The following is an 18,503-nucleotide window of genomic DNA, read 5'->3' as shown; positions in this document are numbered from 1 at the left end:
TGATTGCGTCTAGGAAAATTCCTTCGTGTTTTTTACATACCACTTATTTTGACAGAAATTCAATCAAATTCGAATGCCCAAGGTATTCATGACCGCGAAGTCGAACAGATTTTCGGCGAAACGGGCTTACTCAGTTCTTCTATTCCCGGTTATCGTCCACGTGCGGCCCAAATTGAGATGGCAAAGTCGATCGCTCTGGCCATCGAGGGGCAGAGCACTTTGCTGGCTGAAGCAGGTACAGGAACAGGTAAAACCTATGCTTACTTGATTCCCGCTTTGCTATGGGGTGGCAAAACTATCGTTTCCACGGGAACCAAGAATCTGCAGGATCAACTGTATTTACGCGATATCCCAACAATCAAGAAAGTATTGAAGGCTCCGGTATCGGTCGCGTTACTCAAGGGACGCGGCAACTATCTTTGCCATTTTCATTTGGAACGTACGCTACAAAATGGTCGCTTAACTTCCCGAGAAGATGTTGGGTATCTTCGTGATATTTCACGTTTTATCAAAACGACGATGAGCGGCGATAAGTCTGAGTTAGCGCGAGTGCCTGAAACTGCCCCAGTTTGGAATTTGGTTACTTCGACTAAAGACACTTGTATGGGGTCAGAGTGCCAATACTATCAAGACTGCTTTGTTATGAAGGCGCGAAAAGAAGCGCAGCAGGCCGATGTTGTGGTCGTCAATCACCATTTGTTTTTTGCTGATCTAGCCCTTAAGGACACTGGTATTGCCGAGCTTCTTCCCTCAGCAAACACTGTCATTTTTGATGAGGCGCATCAGTTGCCCGAGACCGCTACTTTGTTTTTCGGGGATGCGGTCTCGACCTCACAGATCTTGGAACTTTGTCGAGATAGTTTAGCTGAGGGCTTATCTCATGCCAGAGATGGCGCAGAGTGGGCGAAGATTGTGGCGCCGGTCGAACGTGCGGCTCGAGATTTACGTTTGGCTTTTCCCCAAGATTCGATCCGGCTTTCTCTGGCACAGATTGCGCCATCGAGTCCATTCTTTGAACACTTGGAAGCGCTGAAGGATAGTTTGGAAGACCTGATTGCGACATTAGAAAAGCAGGCAGAACGCGCTGAAACGATTGAACAATGTCGGGTGCGCGCAATCGATTTGCATTCGTCGTTAGAGGATTGGAGAGAGCTCGACCCAAATTCGAAAGAGGCAAAAGGAAAGCCAGATTGCGTCTTGTGGGTTGAAGCGTATTCGAGTTCTTTGCAGCTGCATAAAACACCGTTGTCGATTGCCCCAATTTTCAATAAGCAACGGGAAGGCATGCCCCGAGCGTGGATATTTGCCTCCGCAACGATGGCAGTTAAGAATGACTTCAGTCATTATGTGTCTCAGATGGGTTTATGGGATGAGCCTGCCAAAACTTGGCCAAGTCCCTTCAACTATCAAGATCAGGGCTTGCTCTACGTCCCTGAAAATATGCCGCAACCAAACTCTTGGGAGTATACCGATGCAGTGGTTGACGCAGCCTTACCGCTAATCGAAGCGGCAGGAGGGCGTACATTCATTCTGTGCACTACGAACAAAGCGGTCAAACATTGTGCAGAGCGTTTGCGTGACGAGTTTGAAAAACGAGGTTTGGCATTTCCTTTGTTTGTGCAGGGCGATGCCGGACGTACTGAACTGCTTGATCGCTTCCGCGCCGCAGGCAATGGGGTATTGATCGGGAGTCAGAGTTTTTGGGAGGGGGTCGATGTACGAGGTGACGCACTTTCTTTAGTCGTGATTGATAAATTGCCGTTTGCTCCTCCAGATGATCCGGTACTTGCAGCAAGAATTGAAGCCATGGAGAAAAAGGGCCTGAACGGGTTTGTGCACCATCAGTTACCAGAAGCTATCATTAATTTGAAGCAAGGAGCAGGGCGCTTAATTCGAGACGAAACAGATCGCGGTGTTTTGATGATTTGTGACCCCCGCTTGATTTCCAAACCATACGGTAAGCGAATCTGGCAGAGTTTGCCTCCTTTTTCTCGAACCCGTGAACAGGCTGTAGCAATTCAATTTTTTAGTCATTTAACTGTCCCTGCGTCAGTCGGATGATAAACAGTAAAGGGATGATGATGATTCGGACTGAACAACAAAACACGGTCGACCAAGCGATCACAAGTCGTCGATCAATTCGTGCTTTCTTGCCTAAAACCATAGCGCACGAAGATATCGCCGAATTAATCAAGGTCGCATCGCGAGCACCGTCTGGCACCAATACGCAACCATGGAAAGTCTATGTCTTGACAGGCGCGACAAAAGCGAAACTTGAGCAAGAAATCTTAGCTGTGCATAATGCACCTGAAGTCGCTAAAACCCACACGGAAGAATACAAATACTATCCGGTTGAGTGGCGTAGTCCATATATTGATCGGCGCCGAAAAGTGGGGTGGGATCTGTATGCTTTACTCGGATTAGGACGAGAAAATAAGGCAGGGATGCATGCGCAGCATGGTCGGAATTACCTATTTTTTGACGCGCCAGTTGGATTAATCTTTACTATCGACCGAATCATGGAGCAGGGTTCATGGTTAGACTATGGCATGTTCTTGCAAAATATCATGATCGCGGCCCGGGGCAGAGGTTTGGATACCTGTCCGCAGGCGGCTTTTACTCAATATCATAAAATCATTCGATCGGTTTTAGACATGCCCGAAGAAGAAATGGTCGTTTGCGGCATGGCGCTTGGTTACGCCGATCTCGACAAGATTGAAAATTCGCTTGTGACGGAGCGCGCAGACTTGACAGAATTTACGAAATTTCTTGATTAAGGACAGTGGTTTACGATTGAGGCGGGTGATAAATTTTCTTGCTCTTTAGGAATCCTTTGATATGATGAACCACATCTGCGAAGGTATTTGCTGAAGAAGTTGCGCTAAGTGTTTAATTTTCTTGCGAATTATCGCAAATTTGTTAAACTTCTTTCCGTTAGGAATTTTTTTGTTAGAAGGAGCAATTCATGCTTGCATTAAAGCTGAAGTCGATGGGGAAGTCGATGTTTACATTCACCAGCGGGGCCTCACTTTTTGCCATTGTCGCGCTCGTTCCAGCATTAACTTTGGGAATGATGTCTGAAGCGAATGCCGCGCACCATAAAAAACATGTAGCGAAATCAGCCTCTGCAAAGTCAAAACAAGTGGCAAGTAAAGCGAGTAAACGTCAAAAACACGGCGCTACGCTCGCGAAGTCAACAAAACATCGTGGCAAGAAGCAAGTTGCCGCTCATAGAGTCGAGGTTGAAGATCGTCCTAGTAACGGCGATCGTGCTGGCCTTAAACACTCTGATGATCCATTGGCGTTAGCGTCAAATGTCGCTTTTGTTGTCGATCAAGATAGTTCAAAAGTTCTGTTCGAGAAGAATTCTGAGGTTTCATTACCTATTGCTTCGATTACGAAGTTAATGACTAGCTTGGTCGTGGTTGAAGCGAAACAAGATCTCGATGAAGTCATTGAAATTACGAATGAAGATTTGGACAAGGAGAAAGGCACAGGCTCTCGACTCCAAGTTGGCGCGAAGTTGTCGCGTGCAGATTTACTTCATATTGCTTTGATGAGCTCAGAGAATCGCGCAGCCTCTGCTTTGGGACGCAACTATCCCGGCGGTTTAGCCGCCTTCGTTAATGCGATGAATGCGAAAGCGAAACAATTAGGAATGAACGACACGAGTTATGTCGATTCAAGTGGTCTCTCCAGTAAGAATGTGGCATCTGCCCGAGATTTGGTGAAATTGATTAATGCGGCATATCAGTATCCATTGATTCGCGAATACTCGACTGATTCGAAATATGTCGTCACACCAAATCCGAATGGTCGCCGTACTTTGGAATATGGCACAACAAATAAATTGGTGGCTGACTCCGAATGGCAAATCGGTCTGCAGAAGACCGGTTATATTGCTGAAGCGGGACGTTGCCTCGTGATGCAGGCGATTATTGAAGGACGTGCTGTAGTGATGGTTTTCCTTGACTCCAAAGGCAAGTATTCTCGCTTAGCAGATGCGGGACGCATTAAGAAGTGGATACAAAATACTATGCACCCACAGGCAAAACAGTACATGTAATTTGGCTGGATGACATTAAAACGTAATGACATTAAAACGTAAAAAAGGCTTTGATTGATTCAAAGCCTTTTTTATTTCTTGATACTCTATTTATCCCTCAGGAGAAAATAAACTGCTCCACAGTTGAAGGCTAGCCATGCAGACATCGGCAAGTTTTTCTTTCGCGACGCGTGCTTTTTCTTCACCTTGTAAACGAATATTATGCTGGTATTTGCGAAGGACGCGATAAGTGTTTGCGGTCTCATTGGCGAGCTTTTCATCAATTAAACCGAGCTGCCCACAACGTTTAAGTAGCGCGATATTACCCAAGTTGCCGGTTAGTTCTGGATACTTGTTTGCATGCATGAGGATGAGATACTGCACGATAAACTCGATATCAATCATGCCGCCTTCGTCATGTTTGAGGTCAAACAATTTGCTACGATTGACATTGGCATCGCGCATACGTTTGCGCATGTGTATCACTTCTTCGCGTAACTTTTGAGGCTCTCGAATTTGACTGAGGACTTGTCGACGTATCTGTTCAAATTTCTCGCCAATGGAGTGATCGCCAGCACAGAAACGTGCTCTTGTCAGGGCTTGGTGCTCCCACAACCAAGCCGACTTTTCTTGATAGCGTTCAAATGCTGCCAACGAAGAAACCATTAGTCCGCTTGCGCCATCAGGTCTAAGCGCGATATCGATGTCGAATAAAATGCCAGATGATGTATGGGTCGTCATCCAAGTAATAAAACGCTGCGCAAGTTTTGCATACAATGCCGGCGCTTCTTGGTCTTCATCATCGTAGAGAAAAATCACATCTAGATCTGAGGCATAGCTGAGCTCTTTACCACCTAACTTACCATAGGCAATGACAGCAAACTGTGGTCGCTCAAGATGGCGATTGGGTATGGTTTTCCATACGCTTTGCACCACTGCTTCGACCATAATGTCTGCTAATTTCGATAACAGATCTGCCAAGTGTTCAACTGAAACGCGACCTTCAAGATCTTGCGCCAATAGACGAAACAGTAGTGCATGATGATATTCCCTAAGTGTATCTAATTGGCTTTCAATATCGCCTTCATGCGCTTGGAGCGCCTGCATCAACTCGCTTTCAAATTCTATCCAGTCGGGCACTTGGTGTAATACCGATTCGTCTAAAAGTTCATCTAGGAGAATTGGGTGGCGATTGAGGAATTTTGCAGCCCAATCGCTTGCGGCCATCATGCGCACGACTCGTTCAAGTGCATGAGGAAACTCTGTAAGCAAAGAAAGATAGGCGGTACGCCTAGCAATTTGCTCGAGGAAATCGAGGAAGCGACTGATCGTCTCTAATTGCGCTTCTTTTTGTTTTGCTATCGTGAGCAGCGCGGCGTTGATGAGTCCTGCCATTTTTTGTTGGGTAGATTCGCTCAGTGCTTGTATTTTGGTGGATTGCCAAGTTGTTGCGATACGCGTAGCGACATCCTTCATATCGTGGAACTGCAGTGATTGCAGATGGCTAACGATATTTTCATGTGCCTCTTGATCTGACATCGTGGAAGCGTCTAGTTGATGTTCCTCATTGTCAGATTTTTCTTTGAAAATGGCATCGAATTGTTCGGCGACAAACTGCATGTATGGCACCAGGACTTGATTGAGTGCTTCAACACTGGGATAGCCCATCATTCGTGCGACTATCGTTTGGTCGTCTAATTTGGCGGGGAAAATATGGGTTTGCGCATCGTCCAGATATTGCAATCGATGTTCTACATTGCGTAAAAAGTTGTAGGCTTGTAGCAATTGATCGACTAACAGGCCATCGAGGATGCCTTTCTCGGCAAGGCAAAGCAAAGTGGCTCTAGTGGAGCGATCTCGTAGATGTGCTTCTCGCCCTCCACGAATCAACTGAAAGACTTGCGCTAGAAACTCAACTTCGCGTATCCCGCCGCGACCCAGTTTGACATTGATGCCTCGATCTGGATGCCGTGTCTCTTGCCGTATTACTTCTGCTCGGATCTGATGATGCATATTGCGAAGAGAATCGATAACACCATAGTCGAGATAGCGGCGATATACAAAGGGAAAGATCATTTTATCAAGTACGTTGATGTCAGATGGTTTACCAGTAAGCGCACGTGCTTTCACCCATGCGTAACGCTCCCATTCGCGTCCTTGTACGAGGAAGTAATCTTCAATCATGCCGAAGCTAGCCACGAGTGGGCCGGATGCGCCATTCGGGCGCAGCGCCATGTCTACCCTGAATGAAAAACCATCTTCGGTAATTTCGGAAATCGCAGCGATCAGTTTTTTTCCAAGTCGACTAAAGAATTCGTGATTTGAAAGTTGGCGTTGTTCGCCGCTGGCCTTGGTTTCGCCATCTTCGTTGTAGCAGAAGATGAGATCAATGTCAGAAGAGACATTGAGTTCAAAGCCTCCGAGCTTGCCCATTCCCAAAACAATCAGTTCCTGCTTTTCACCAGATTCCTCTCCAATCGGATCCCCGTGGTTTGTCACCATTTCTTCCATCAGAGATTGGAGATGGGTTTGCACCACGAAGTCGGCAAATTCGCTGACTGTGGTCACTACCTCATGCAATTCTGCCTGTCCTTCGAGATCGCGTTTGATTAAACTTGCCATGACTAGATTGCGGGTGCGGCGCATGGCTGCATTGAGGATTGCTCCCGAATCTATTTCATTTTGTAAAATTTGCGCAAAATCTTGCTTCGTCATTGATAATGCTGATTGTTCGATTAACGATGGCAATCGTTCTGATTTTGCCGCAAGCCAACGATTAAGAAATCGGGAGGATTGGTAGCCCTCTAGGCTTTGAATATGATTGGCGTTCATTGAATTTATGCTTGCAAAATGCTAATGTCTGGGTATTCGAAAATGCGTCGTTTTCGTGCGGTTTGAGAGAATTGTAAGCGATTGTGATTCTGTCGCCTTCGTTAATTGACGTTGACTTGGTGTAAATGCCTAAAAAGCTTGTGAAATAGAACAGCCTGAATTGTTTCGGTGTCTGTTGAAGGTTTGTTCAATTGAGGTTTAATTTGTCCCTAATATATATTTGTCATTACTGATGTCAACCGGTGAAAAAAAATCGGGAGATCAATCGGTAACAGATTTACCCTCAAACTCTAGATTCAAAAAATTCTGGCGTACATTGCGAGGTTTTTGTTTGATCACCGCCTTGCATAGTGGGCGGGGAGCGCGTCATGCCGCGCGTTTGTGTTTCAAGTTTTTAGTCTTTGCCTATTTTTTCTTCGCCTTACTTTTCTTGTTTTTGCGTTTCGTGGCTTTGCCAAATGTAGAACGTTACAAACCCGAAATTGAGCAATATGCCTCTACCCAGCTAAAACGCCAAGTGAAGCTTGCGAGTCTTCAAGCGGAGTGGCGTGGTTGGCATCCCGAGATCAATATCAAAGAGTTCCGAATCTTAAATGATCAAGGGATTGCAGATTTATCTTTGCCAGAGATTCATACGCAGATATCTTGGTGGTCGTTATTCGTATTTGATTTGCGTTTTTCACGTATTGAGATCGTTTCACCTCACCTGCAAATTGCCCGCAATAGCGCTGGTTTGATAGAGGTAGCAGGATTTCGAATTGATCCAAAGGGCGGTAGCGGTAGTAATGAGCACATCATCGAATGGCTATTGGCGCAATCTGAATTGAGTATCAATGGCGGATCAATTAGTTGGGACGATCGCTTATCTGGTTTGCCCCTGATTGAGCTTAAAGATTTACATCTTCGCGTGCAGAATCAGTGGCGCACTCACCAATTCGCCTTGCAGGCAACACCTCCATCGCAAATGGCCGCTCCATTGGATATTCGTGGTTCTCTTAAACAGTCGGTTTTTGCCAAAAAACGTTTGGATTTGGCGTCATGGTCTGGCGAAATGTATGCAGATCTCAAAGCGGCTGATATTCCAGCGATTCATCGCTATTTCCCTTTTCCCATTAAGTTAGACAAGGGCCTTGGTGCCCTACGTTGCTGGTTGCGTATTGAAGCAGGGCACTTGTCCGACTTCACTGCAGATGTTCAGCTTTTCGATGTTTTTGGACGTTTTCGTCGTGACTTGCCTGAACTTGATATGGCAAGCGTGAGTGGGCGCATTATTGCTTCTGAGCGTGTAATCAAGGACTATCCTTACCTACCTAATATTTTTGGTCAAACGGGTCATAGTTTAGCGGTTGAAAATTTGACGATGAAGACCCGTAGTGGTCTTGTACTTCCAGCGACCAGTTTGCGCGAAACCTATATCCCTGCGAGTAAAGGTCAAGCGGAAAAAGTGGAAATTCATGCAAAGTCGTTGGACTTGCATTCATTGGCAAATTTCGCTGAGCATTTGCCCATTCCTGCAGATCAACGGCAGATTTTGATCGATGTTGCACCAAAAGGCTTACTCCGCGATTTCACGGCAAGTTGGCAGGGTACTTTCCCAGAAATTTCGACCTATAGGATCGAAGGTGAATTCATTGAACTACAGATGCGACCTCTTAAGGCGCAGTTGGCGCGCCCAAAAATTGGCAAGCAGCCTGCGAAAGCTGGTTTTCCGGCAACCCCCGGCTTCGATAATGTGAGTGGTCGGATTAGTGCCAACGAAAAATCAGGCCGCCTGACGTTAGATTCCAAAGCACTGCATTTGCAATTGCCCAGTTACTTTGTCGATCCAGATATGCCGTTTGATTCGTTACGCATGAACGCTAAATGGGAACTGCAGAATAACGAAGATTTCCGCTTTGAAATACAAGACTTAAGTTTCGAGCAAAATGGCGCAACCGCGCATTTACATGGAAGTCATCATCGAAATATGCGCCAAGTCGATCTTGGCGAGGTCGACTTGAATGGCGACTTGACTGGCTTTGATGTTAAAACAATTGCTCGTTTCATACCAGAGAAAGCACCGGAGCATCTGCGCCATTGGCTGGCCAATGCTTTGCTCGAGGGTAAAGCAAACAATGTGAGTTTACGTCTAAAGGGACGCCTACAGGATTTTCCATTTACCAGTCTGGACTCCAAGCAAAAAAGTACGGGTGAATTTGTTGTACGAGGAAGTATTGCCGACGGCAAGTTAAATTTCTTACCTGGTGTGATGTCGAAAGACGGTGTCTCGCCGTTTTGGCCCGTGATCGATAACATCAAGGGCAGCTTTGTGTTTGACAAGGCTCGCATGGAAATTCGGGCTGAGACAGCACAAACAAATCAAGTTCCCTTGTCCAAAGTGTTGGCTGTGATCCCTGATTTAGCGAGTCATGAGTCTATCTTGGTGATTGATGGAAATGCTGTTGGTTCGTTACAAACAATGTTCAACTACGTTAAAGCAAGTCCTGTCGATGATTGGATCGGAAATTTTTTACATGACTCAAGCGCCAACGGTGCTGCGCAATTGGCCTTGAAATTGCAGTTACCTTTGCATTCCATCATCGATTCGAAAGTGAATGGTGTATTGACTTTGAATGCTAACGATACGGTCCTGCAACCGGGATTGCCGCTAATTACAGGATTGACGGGCAAGCTTGATTTTAATGAACGAGGATTAAATCTAAATACTTTAAAAGCGAATGCTCTAGGTGGGCCTTTAACGGCAACTGGAGGTACGCAAAAAGATGGTGTCATTCGTATTAAGTTAGATGGATTGGCCACCAGCGACGGTATTCAAAAGCATTTCGAGGGTGCTGACTTTTCACCCTTGCTTGAACGTCTTTCAGGAAACAGTCGTTACCTCGCTCAAATCAATGTAAAACGTCGGCAACTAGAGCTACAAGTCGATAGTAACCTACAAGGTTTTGGTATCGATTTTCCGGCGCCATTTAATAAGAATCCAACCGAACATTTGCCGCTTCATTTCGAAATGCAACCAGACGCTTCTGGCGAATTAAGTGAGACTCGCGATACGATACGATTGAGTGCTGGTGAACTATTGCAGGCGGTTTATCAGCGCAAACGATTGACTGATAGAAACGCAAAATTCCAAGTTTTGCGTGGGGCTGTCGCCGTTAATGCAACGCCAAGTTTGGCTGAAGATGGTTTGTCACTGCAAGTCGAGTCAAAAAATCTCAATCTCGATGATTGGAAAAACTTAGTTTCCACACCAAATAAGCTAAACCTTGTGGCCGACAATAATGCAGTCCTCAATTCTGAAATGATGCAGTATATTTTTCCTAATAGAGTGTCTTTGGTGACCGATGAATTACAGATATTCGGTAAGAAGATAGAGAAGATCGTGTTGGGCGGATCACGGTCGGGTAAGCTATGGCAAGCCAATGTGGAATCAAAGCAAGCTTCTGGTTCGATTGAGTGGATCCCACCTAACGAGAAGCATCAGAATGGCCTCATTTCTGCGAAACTAGGACGCTTGTACATTCCTCGCTCTGCGGCCGCTGATGTGAGTGAGCTTCTGCAAGCGAAAAATACAACTAAGCAGTTGCCCGCTTTGGAAATTCACGCAGATCAATTCGAGTTACTTGGCAAAAAATTCGGCCGGGCCGATCTTTCTGCGAGTAATACGGTGACCCCAGAAGGGCGAGAATGGAATATTGATCGCTTACATTTGAAAAATGAGGATGCTGAACTAAATGCAACTGGTAAATGGACCGCGATCAAAGACTTAAGTCAAACCCAGTTGAATTACTCGCTCGACATTAGTAATGCCGGAAAATTATTGGATCGCTTGGGCTTTGTTGATTTTCTACGCTCAGGGAAGGGTAAGCTTGAGGGAGATTTGCGTTGGACCGGACTTCCTTTTGAACTGGATTTGCCGAGTCTTTCGGGGAAGCTGGAATTGAAGCTGAATGCGGGCCAATTTCTGAAGGTTGATGGCGGTGTGGCGAAATTGATTGGCGTATTAAATATGCAGTCTTTACCACGACGTTTATTTCTTGATTTTCGCGATGTGTTTGCAGAAGGCTTTGCTTTTGATACGGTGAATGGGACCGCCAATATTGTCAACGGTGTTGCAACTACGGATAATTTTAAGATGAGTAGCGTTAGCGCGACTGTACTTGCTGAGGGGTCTGCCAATATCGTTAAGGAAACACAAGATTTGCATGTGGCGCGGATCGCTAACTTGAATTTCGGTGCTGCCTCAGTGGTGTACGGTTTAATTGCAAATCCAGCGATAGGAGTAAGTACCTTCTTGGCACAACTCCTATTTAAAGATCCGCTTAAACGAGCTGCAACCGAAGAACTGAAAATTACGGGGACCTGGCAAAATCCAGTCGTGACCGAGTTGGAAAATAAAGAACGCCAAACGATTTTAGAAAAGCAAAAGGCAGATAAGCTAAAGACTGAACAAAGCAAGAAAGAGTCGAATTTACCCAATCCAGAACATGTCTCTGAGAAGTGAACTATAGATTGATGAATGAAGGACGTAAGAATATGAAAGTCGCCGCGATTCAAATGGTCTCCAGCCCAACACCAGAAGAAAATATGGTGGTAGCTGCAAAATTACTGCGCCAAGCGAAAGAAGCGGGCGCTGAGTTGTTGGTGCTCCCAGAATACTGGTCCATCATGGGCTTACGTGATACAGATAAAGTCAATTGTGCAGAAGAATTTGGTCGAGGATCGTTGCAACAATTTTTGTCAAAATTAGCCCAAGAGCTAGATGTGATTCTCGTTGGCGGCACAATTCCTTTGAAGTCTGACACCGAAACTAAGATTTTCAATGCCTGCCTGGTATTTGGTCAGGATGGTAATTTGCTCACGCGCTACGACAAAATTCATTTGTTTGGTTTTAGTAATGGTGATGAATCGTATCAAGAATCGAACACGATTACTCCTGGAGCCGAGGTGGTGCATTTTCCAAGTGCCATTGGCGATGTTGGTCTAGGAATCTGCTATGACTTACGTTTCCCCGAGCTTTTTAGAAGTATGGGACAATGTGGTCTGATGATACTTCCTGCCGCCTTTACGCATGTGACTGGTCAAGCCCATTGGGAGGTTCTCCTGAGAGCTAGGGCCATTGAGAATCAATGCTATGTTCTAGCTTCTGCTCAAGGTGGTTTACATCAAAACGGCCGCCGAACTTGGGGGCATAGTATGTTGATTGATCCATGGGGCAAGATACTCGATTGTGTAGAGCAAGGCGAGGGGTACTGCATTGGAGATATCGATCCGATACAGATGGAAAAAATCCGCACGAATTTACCAGCTTTGAAGCATAGAAAACTCGCTTGCTAAACAATATTGAAAGAAACGTTGAAAGCTATGACACCGTTTGACACCAACTTAAAACACCTCGCGATCGCTCGCGATATTTTGCTCACTCCTTTTGGTTTGGATGAGACAAAGTTGAATTCGGCATTGAAAACTATGTTTTCTCATAAGATTGATTATGCCGATATGTACTTTCAATTCACCAAAAATGAGGGGTGGAGTTTAGAAGAGGGTATTGTTAAGACTGGCAGTTTTTCTATTGATCAAGGTGTTGGTGTTCGCGCTGTGTCAGGTGATAAAACTGCGTTTTCTTATTCCGACGAAATCTCTGAACATGCATTGCTCGAGGCTGCTGCCGCCACTCGCACGATCGCTAGGGCAGGCGCGGGTAAGATTAAAGTCGCTAGCAGTATGCAAGGATTGCAAGGCCATCAATTGTATTTGCAAGATGATCCTTTAGCCTCCTTGGACGCTAATCAAAAAGTGGCTTTGCTGGAGCGCATTGAAAAAATCGCGCGTGCGAAAGATCCTCGTGTAGTCCAAGTAATGGCAAGTTTAGCTGGCGAATACGATGTGGTTTTAGTCGCACGTAGCGACGGTGTTATTGCCGCTGATGTTCGTCCGCTGGTGCGTATGTCCTTGACTGTTATCGCTGAACAGAATGGTCGCCGTGAGACGGGTTCTAGTGGCGGTGGTGGTCGCTACAATTTTTCTTATTTTACTGATGCAATTCTCGAACAGTATGCGCAAGATGCGGTGCACTCCGCCCTGGTGAATTTAGATTCGCGCCCAGCACCGGCGGGACCGATGACCGTGGTCTTAGGCTCTGGATGGCCGGGTGTGTTATTGCATGAGGCAATCGGTCATGGCTTAGAAGGTGATTTTAATCGTAAGGGCTCCAGCACTTTTGCAGGACGCATTGGTGATCGTGTGGCTGCCAAAGGTGTTACGGTGGTCGATGACGGTACCTTGGCGAACCGTCGTGGTTCGTTGAATATCGATGATGAAGGTAATCCTACCCAGTGCACCACGTTGATTGAAGATGGTATTTTGAAGGGATATATTCAGGATACGATGAATGCTCGCTTGATGAAGATGCCGGTGACGGGCAATGCACGTCGCGAATCATTCGCGCATTTGCCTATGCCGCGCATGACAAACACTTATATGCTGGCTGGCGACAAAGATCCCGCGGAAATATTGGCTTCGGTCAAAAATGGTTTGTACGCCGTTAACTTCGGTGGTGGGCAGGTTGATATCACGAACGGTAAATTTGTGTTTTCTGCCAGCGAAGCCTACATGATTGAAGACGGTAAAGTGACCTATCCTGTGAAAGGCGCTACTTTGATCGGCAATGGTCCTGATGTCTTAAATCGTGTATCGATGATCGGTAACGACATGCGTCTCGATTCCGGTGTTGGTGTTTGCGGCAAAGAGGGGCAGAGCGTACCGGTCGGTGTTGGTCAACCAACTTTACGTATTGATGGGCTTGTTGTGGGTGGAACGGCGTAAGGGCTAATGGTGGAGGGCTAGACATTTACACTGCCCTCCGAAGATCCTCTTGTATATACATATTTTTCCGCATTTATTTATACTTTTTAACACCCGGCGACCGCTTTATACGGAAGTTTTTCGAAGCTATTGAGTCGGTCTTAGCTTGGTATTAGAGTAGGGCCTTTCGCAAGAAAGGTTCATATGTCCAAGCTTTCATTCAATCAAGGTACGCCACAGTTTGTACCCTTGTCCACGTATCGCGCTTATCCGCCTGAAGAAATGGCGCAACGCGCTAAAGCTTTCTATCAAGAATTGTCTCGTCGTAAGACCATCCGTGAATTTTCTTCGACTCCCGTGTCGCGAGAAATCATTGAGCAATGTTTGTTAGCAGCTGGAACAGCACCGTCAGGCGCGAATCATCAGCCTTGGCACTTCGCGGTGGTCGCAGATCCAGCTTTAAAGCACAAGATTCGTATCGAAGCAGAGATTGAAGAGCGTGAGTTCTATGAACGACGCGCACCACAAGAATGGAAAGATGCCTTGGCGCCGCTTGGTACCGATTCAAATAAACCGTTTCTCGAAGACGCGCCTTACTTGATTGCCATCTTTGGCCAGAAAAGTACCTTGATGGACGATGGCACTGCAGTGAAAAATTACTACGTTCCGGAATCGGTATCGATAGCAACGGGATTCTTGATTGCAGCCTTACATCACGCCGGTCTGGCGACTCTGACACATACACCGAGCCCGATGGGCTTCCTGAACCAATTGCTTGGGCGTCCAGACAATGAGAAACCTTATATCTTATTGGTGGTAGGGCATCCCGCGACACATTGCATGGTGCCGAATATTCGTAAGAAGCCTTTGGAACAAATCGCCAGTTTTCTTTAATGTACAAGCGGAAAATTTGTCTGATGTTAAGCTTTCTCTGCATTTTCGATAAAAAGCTTGCCAATTGTCGTTAGATGTTGTTATAGTCGATCCATTCGATCACGAGGATGCTCATGTTTGCTGTACGATTTTACTTTCACTTTTACTTTAGCTATTCCAACCCAAAGGCGGTGGAGAAGCGGTAAGTTCACGTAGAAGCGAAATAAAGCAAAACAGAACCCAAACCGATCCCAAAGAAACCGCCGAACTGGCGGTTTTTTTTTGCGCGAAGATTTTAACGATTTCAATTTAACACTTACTTAATCTAACGACGGAAACTCTTATGCAACGTACTGATGACTTACGCATTCGCGAAATGAAAGAATTGCTTCCTCCTTCGCATTTGATCCGAGAATTCTCATGCTCGGACAAAGCTTCGGAGGTGACAGCGAATGCACGTACCGCTCTTCATAATATTCTTCATGCTAAAGATGATCGTGTTATGGTTGTTATCGGACCTTGTTCCATTCATGACACCAAAGCGGCAATGGACTATGCGAAGAAACTTGCAGAAGCGCGAGTGAAATTTGCTGGTGAATTGGAAATCGTTATGCGTGTCTACTTTGAAAAACCGCGCACTACCGTTGGTTGGAAGGGCTTAATCAATGATCCTTACATGGATAACAGTTTCCGTATCAACGACGGTTTGCGAATTGCGCGTGAATTGTTGTTGAATATTAATGAACTCGGTTTGCCGGCTGGTACAGAATATTTGGATATGATTAGTCCGCAATATATTGCGGACTTGATCAGCTGGGGAGCGATTGGCGCCCGTACTACAGAGTCTCAAGTGCATCGCGAATTAGCGTCGGGTTTGTCGTGCCCAGTTGGCTTCAAAAATGGTACCGATGGAAATGTCAAAATCGCGGTTGACGCGATCAAAGCTTCTTCGCAACCGCATCACTTCTTATCGGTAACCAAAGGTGGCCATTCAGCGATTGTCTCTACCAACGGAAATGAAGACTGCCATATTATTTTGCGCGGTGGTAAGACGCCTAACTATGATGCGGAGAGTGTTGATGCAGCTGCCAAGAGCATCGTCGCCAATGGCTTAGAAGCACGCATCATGATCGATGCCTCACACGCTAATAGTTCGAAAAATCCGATGAACCAGATTCCAGTGTGCGCCGATATTGCAACACAAATCGCCAATGGTGATGATCGAATTGTCGGTGTCATGATTGAATCGAATCTGGTCGCGGGCCGTCAAGATGTGGTGCCGGGCAAAGAGCTGGTCTATGGTCAATCAATTACCGACGGATGTATCGATTGGGCTGACAGTGAAGGCGTATTGCAAGGTTTGGCAGACGCCGTGAAGCAGCGTCGTAGTTCACGTAAATAACATTGTCTAATCTGCGCCCCGTGTTGCATGGGGCGTTAATTTTTTTTGGTTAGCGTCATCTGCTGACCCTCGCGTAGCATCGTAACACGTTTGAGAAATGACATGCCGAGGAGGGTTATCGGCAGGTCCCCCTCATGAACCGCAGCATCGACTTGTAAAATTTCGATCTCACCAATCTTGACTGAGTCGAGTCTTACTCGATAAATTGGCACAACACCATTGGCTGTCGATGTTCTAGCAAGTATCCCTTTGTTTCTATAATCAATACCCAGACGTTGGGCTTCGCTGGCGGGTAGGGCGATAAAGCTAGCACCTGTATCGACTAACATTCGCACCGAACTTCCACCATTGATCTGCCCATTCGTTAAGAAATGACCGAGTTCGTTTGCCTGTAGGATAATCTTCTTATTTCCGGTATCCATACTCGGCTGGAGAGATGTTCGCCCAAGTTGTAGTAACTGTTTTTTACCATCGATTTCAATTGTCGCACTATCCCGATCTGCAGCAATTAATTTGATAGTCGACGTGATATTGGTACCAATCGTATAGTTTTTTGGTGCTTTGCCATCCACGATCAGCATGGCTTTGCCATTGCTTAGTGCAACCAAATCGATGTCTGTTCCGTGTGCGTGAGCCGTTACGCTCAACAACAAAAGGACGGCGAATTTGCGACATGGAAACAAAGGCCGAATAACTTCAAACAAACTCATCCGCACTCCATTGACATCCAAAAACGTTGCTGCAATTGGGGATCGCTCATTCTTATCGACACCCAGACTTAGTCACGGAAGTTATTGAATTCTAATGGCAAGTCTTTGATCTCTTTGCGTAGTAAAGCCATTGCCGCTTGCAGATCATCGCGCTTGGCGCCAGTTACACGTACAGCATCGCCTTGAATGCTTGCTTGTACTTTCATTTTGCTGTCTTTGATAACTTTAACGATTTTCTTCGCGTCTTCCGTTTGAATACCGTTCTTTACTTTCAATACTTGTTTGACTTTATCTCCACCAATCTTTTCGACATCGCCAACATCCAAAAAACGAACGTCCACATTGCGTTTGCCTAAAGTCTGTTTTACTTCAATCATAATTTGATCGAGATGGAATTCCGAATCTCCAAATAAAATGATCTCGCGCTCTTTGTCCTTGAGTTCAACTTTGGCGCTTGTGCCTTTTAGATCGAAACGATTGGTGACAACTTTATTGGTTTGGTTAATAGCGTTCTTAACCTCTTCCATGTTTGCTTCTGAGACGGTATCAAATGATGGCATGATGTTTCCTATTTTATAAGTTTGTTGCGTGCTATTACTTCATTTTTTCTTCAAATGAGAGTCAAAAAGAGCAAAGAGCAGCGGAATCGAATTCAGCGAGCATTTTAACAAAAACTCCGGCCCTCTTAATGTGCTTTTTGTGTCGTTACCTAAGGTTTAGCGACTATAATCTTGTACTTATGAATACGCTTTCTCCCTTTCAGCATCAGGTTTCACTCAAAACGAGTAACAGTTTTGGCATCGACGCCGTTGCAGATCAATTTTTTCGTCTCGAAAGCCCCCAGCAACTCGCGGAACTTCAGCAATCATTAAAACTCTTGCCAGAGGCAATACCACGTTTATTTTTGGGCGGTGGTAGCAACCTCATTCTGTCGGACAGACTCGCAGCGTTGGTGATTCAAGTCGCTCTGACTGGAAAGCAGATCCTTGAACAAGGTGAGGAAACGACTATCGTCTCCGGGGCTGCTGGCGAGAATTGGCATGAGTTCGTGCAATGGACTCTTGCACAAGGTTTGGGTGGCTTAGAAAATCTCTCATTAATTCCTGGAACTGTCGGGGCGTCTCCAATACAGAATATTGGAGCATATGGCCGCGAGCTTAAAGATTTCTTTCACCAACTTACTGCTTTCGATTTTGAGCTTGGTGAATTTCGTACGTTCACAAAAGCGGAATGCCAATTTGCTTATCGCGATAGCATCTTTAAACGCGAGTTTAAAGACCGATTCCTCATTACGGAGGTCCAGTTTGCGTTACCTCGGTTGTGGAAACCGGAATTGAGTTACGGTGATGTTGCCCAGCAGTTGCAACAACGTGGTATCCATAAACCAAAACCTCAGGATGTGAGTGACGTGATTTGTGCTATTCGGCAGAGTAAATTGCCTGACCCAGCCATAATAGGGAACGCTGGTAGCTTTTTTAAGAATCCGGTTGTGAGCCCTGCATTACGCGAGCAAATTTTGCGAAGCCATCCAAACTGTGTGAGCTATCCACTCGATGACGGAAATTTCAAATTGGCAGCAGGCTGGCTCATTGAACAATGTGGCTGGAAAGGAAAGCGTTTGGAAAGAGTTGGTGTCTACGAGAAGCAAGCATTGGTCTTGGTGAACTTAGGTGGCGCAACCGGTAAAGATGTGCGTGCATTGGCAGCGCAAATTCAAGCTGATGTAGCCGAAAATTTTTCTGTGAATTTGGAAGTTGAACCGGTCTTTGTATAGCATTGCCAAAATAGAAATCGCAACAAGTAATTCACTTTTTACCGATATAAAGAACGAATACATCGT

Annotated in this window: 12 protein-coding genes; 9 read left to right on the top strand and 3 right to left on the bottom strand. The window is 45.7% G+C overall.

Annotated elements, in window-relative coordinates; all coding sequences use genetic code 11:
- Positions 1-177: 177 nt before the first annotated feature.
- The 3 genes from H8K36_RS01980 to pbpG all read left to right on the top strand — a co-directional run bounded on the left by H8K36_RS01980 (position 178) and on the right by pbpG (position 4,066).
- A complete protein-coding gene (locus H8K36_RS01980) occupies positions 178-2,061 on the top strand; it encodes an ATP-dependent DNA helicase (protein WP_230404330.1) in 1,884 nt (627 codons plus the stop codon).
- A gap of 20 nt (positions 2,062-2,081) precedes the next feature.
- Complete coding sequence (locus H8K36_RS01975) at positions 2,082-2,777, top strand: nitroreductase (RefSeq protein WP_186915768.1); 696 nt, start codon at positions 2,082-2,084, stop codon at positions 2,775-2,777.
- 188 nt (positions 2,778-2,965) lie between these two features.
- Entirely contained in the window at positions 2,966-4,066 is a 1,101-nt protein-coding gene (gene pbpG, locus H8K36_RS01970) for a D-alanyl-D-alanine endopeptidase (RefSeq protein WP_230404270.1), read from the top strand.
- 90 nt (positions 4,067-4,156) lie between these two features.
- Here the strand turns inward: pbpG and glnE are convergent, their stop codons facing one another.
- Positions 4,157-6,877, bottom strand: coding sequence for a bifunctional [glutamate--ammonia ligase]-adenylyl-L-tyrosine phosphorylase/[glutamate--ammonia-ligase] adenylyltransferase (gene glnE, locus H8K36_RS01965; RefSeq protein ID WP_186915335.1), 2,721 nt, complete (start codon positions 6,875-6,877; stop codon positions 4,157-4,159).
- A gap of 331 nt (positions 6,878-7,208) precedes the next feature.
- Between glnE and H8K36_RS01960 the strand changes: the two genes are divergently transcribed.
- From H8K36_RS01960 to aroG, 5 genes are all read left to right on the top strand, one after another.
- Complete coding sequence (locus tag H8K36_RS01960; RefSeq protein ID WP_186915336.1) at positions 7,209-11,378, top strand: YhdP family protein; 4,170 nt, start codon at positions 7,209-7,211, stop codon at positions 11,376-11,378.
- An 11-nt stretch (positions 11,379-11,389) separates the two neighbouring features.
- Entirely contained in the window at positions 11,390-12,211 is an 822-nt protein-coding gene (locus tag H8K36_RS01955; RefSeq protein WP_186915770.1) for a carbon-nitrogen hydrolase family protein, read from the top strand.
- Between the two features lie 27 nt (positions 12,212-12,238).
- Positions 12,239-13,699, top strand: a complete 1,461-nt coding sequence (gene tldD / locus H8K36_RS01950; protein ID WP_186915337.1) for a metalloprotease TldD — start codon at positions 12,239-12,241, stop codon at positions 13,697-13,699.
- A 183-nt stretch (positions 13,700-13,882) separates the two neighbouring features.
- Positions 13,883-14,572: a nitroreductase family protein gene (locus H8K36_RS01945; protein ID WP_186915338.1), complete on the top strand. Its 690-nt coding sequence runs from the start codon at positions 13,883-13,885 to the stop codon at positions 14,570-14,572.
- Positions 14,573-14,894: 322 nt separating this feature from the next.
- Positions 14,895-15,953: a 3-deoxy-7-phosphoheptulonate synthase AroG gene (aroG, locus tag H8K36_RS01940; RefSeq protein ID WP_186915339.1), complete on the top strand. Its 1,059-nt coding sequence runs from the start codon at positions 14,895-14,897 to the stop codon at positions 15,951-15,953.
- A 35-nt stretch (positions 15,954-15,988) separates the two neighbouring features.
- Here the strand turns inward: aroG and H8K36_RS01935 are convergent, their stop codons facing one another.
- Together H8K36_RS01935 and H8K36_RS01930 are read right to left on the bottom strand one after the other, a co-directional pair.
- Positions 15,989-16,663, bottom strand: coding sequence for a retropepsin-like aspartic protease family protein (locus H8K36_RS01935; RefSeq protein WP_186915340.1), 675 nt, complete (start codon positions 16,661-16,663; stop codon positions 15,989-15,991).
- A 68-nt stretch (positions 16,664-16,731) separates the two neighbouring features.
- Complete coding sequence (locus H8K36_RS01930; protein ID WP_186915341.1) at positions 16,732-17,223, bottom strand: YajQ family cyclic di-GMP-binding protein; 492 nt, start codon at positions 17,221-17,223, stop codon at positions 16,732-16,734.
- Positions 17,224-17,402: 179 nt separating this feature from the next.
- Between H8K36_RS01930 and murB the strand changes: the two genes are divergently transcribed.
- Complete coding sequence (gene murB, locus H8K36_RS01925) at positions 17,403-18,437, top strand: UDP-N-acetylmuramate dehydrogenase (protein ID WP_186915342.1); 1,035 nt, start codon at positions 17,403-17,405, stop codon at positions 18,435-18,437.
- Positions 18,438-18,503 lie beyond the last annotated feature (66 nt).

The sequence above is a fragment of the Affinundibacterium nitidum genome (assembly GCF_014284155.1).
Classification (GTDB): domain Bacteria; phylum Pseudomonadota; class Gammaproteobacteria; order Burkholderiales; family Burkholderiaceae_D; genus Undibacterium; species Undibacterium nitidum.
This window is presented reverse-complemented; position numbering and strand designations above follow the sequence as displayed.

Bases quoted from the DNA above. Each gene is read 5' to 3' on its own strand.
- H8K36_RS01980 (WP_230404330.1), top strand. From the start codon at position 178: ATGGCAAAGTCGATCGCTCTGGCCATCGAGGGGCAGAGCACTTTGCTG.
- H8K36_RS01975 (WP_186915768.1), top strand. From the start codon at position 2,082: ATGATTCGGACTGAACAACAAAACACGGTCGACCAAGCGATCACAAGT.
- pbpG (WP_230404270.1), top strand. From the start codon at position 2,966: ATGCTTGCATTAAAGCTGAAGTCGATGGGGAAGTCGATGTTTACATTC.
- glnE (WP_186915335.1), bottom strand. From the start codon at position 6,877: ATGAACGCCAATCATATTCAAAGCCTAGAGGGCTACCAATCCTCCCGA.
- H8K36_RS01955 (WP_186915770.1), top strand. From the start codon at position 11,390: ATGAATGAAGGACGTAAGAATATGAAAGTCGCCGCGATTCAAATGGTC.
- tldD (WP_186915337.1), top strand. From the start codon at position 12,239: ATGACACCGTTTGACACCAACTTAAAACACCTCGCGATCGCTCGCGAT.
- H8K36_RS01945 (WP_186915338.1), top strand. From the start codon at position 13,883: ATGTCCAAGCTTTCATTCAATCAAGGTACGCCACAGTTTGTACCCTTG.
- aroG (WP_186915339.1), top strand. From the start codon at position 14,895: ATGCAACGTACTGATGACTTACGCATTCGCGAAATGAAAGAATTGCTT.
- H8K36_RS01935 (WP_186915340.1), bottom strand. From the start codon at position 16,663: ATGAGTTTGTTTGAAGTTATTCGGCCTTTGTTTCCATGTCGCAAATTC.
- H8K36_RS01930 (WP_186915341.1), bottom strand. From the start codon at position 17,223: ATGCCATCATTTGATACCGTCTCAGAAGCAAACATGGAAGAGGTTAAG.
- murB (WP_186915342.1), top strand. From the start codon at position 17,403: ATGAATACGCTTTCTCCCTTTCAGCATCAGGTTTCACTCAAAACGAGT.